This window comes from Rhizobacter sp. P3_B12 (assembly GCF_056402895.1).
The window spans coordinates 1-796 of record NZ_JBFUGN010001593.1; the positions used below are offsets into that span (position 1 = coordinate 1).

Genomic DNA, 796 nt, shown 5'->3' on the forward strand with positions numbered 1-796 from the left:
GCCCGCCTGGTGGCCGGCGCGCACCCGGTGCGCCACCGCTGGATCAGCGAGGCCGAGCTGGACGCCAACCCCGGCCTGGTGCGCAGCATGAGCGTGCAGCCGCCGCGCGGCCTGGGCCGGGTGCGGGTGCTGGAGATCGAAGGCGTCGACCTGCAGCCCTGCGGCGGCACGCATGTCGCGAACACCGCCGACATCGGGGCGGTGGTGGTCACGAAGATCGAGAAGAAGTCGGCGCAGACGCGGCGCGTGGTCTTGGGATTCGCGGCGCCGGCGGCATGAGCGGGAACGGCGACGTCGGCCACGACCAGCGGGAGCTGCGCTGGTCGACGACGCGCTGGGGGGCGGAGCCGCCTTCGCTGCCGATGCTCGACCCGGTGCTGATGGGCGTGCTGCTGGAGCACATCAACACCCGCGTCGCGGTGGTCGGCCGCGACGGGCGCTACCTGTACGCCAACCTCGAAGCCCTGCGCTTCATGGGCCTGCCGCCCGAGCGCGTGATCGGCCACCACATGTCCGAGGTGCTCGACGACGGCGTCTACCGCAACTTCGTGCCGATCTTCGAGCGGCTGTTCGCCGGCGAGTCGCTGCACCTGCAGGGCTGGGTGCACTACCAGCAGCAGGGCCGCCGCTACCGAGAGCAGGTGCTGGTGCCGTACACGCCCGGCGGCGGGCCGGTGCAGGCGGTGGTGGTCTGCGGGCTCGACCACACCGACCTGCGCCAGGGCGAAGAGGAGCTCGCGCTGCGCCAGGAGCAGCTGCGCGCCAGCGAGGCGCTGAAGTCGGCGATCGTCGACCA

Annotated in this window: 2 protein-coding genes; both read left to right on the plus strand. The window is 72.6% G+C overall.

All coding sequences use genetic code 11. The annotated features are described in order from the left end of the window. A partial coding sequence (locus AC1D01_RS37095; protein ID WP_477874866.1) for an alanyl-tRNA editing protein occupies nucleotides 1-279 on the plus strand: 279 nt, incomplete at its 5' end. Further along, nucleotides 276-796, plus strand: a 521-nt coding sequence (locus AC1D01_RS37100) for a PAS domain-containing protein (RefSeq protein WP_477874868.1), incomplete at its 3' end; no start/stop codon positions are given. The genes AC1D01_RS37095 and AC1D01_RS37100, both read left to right, overlap by 4 nt.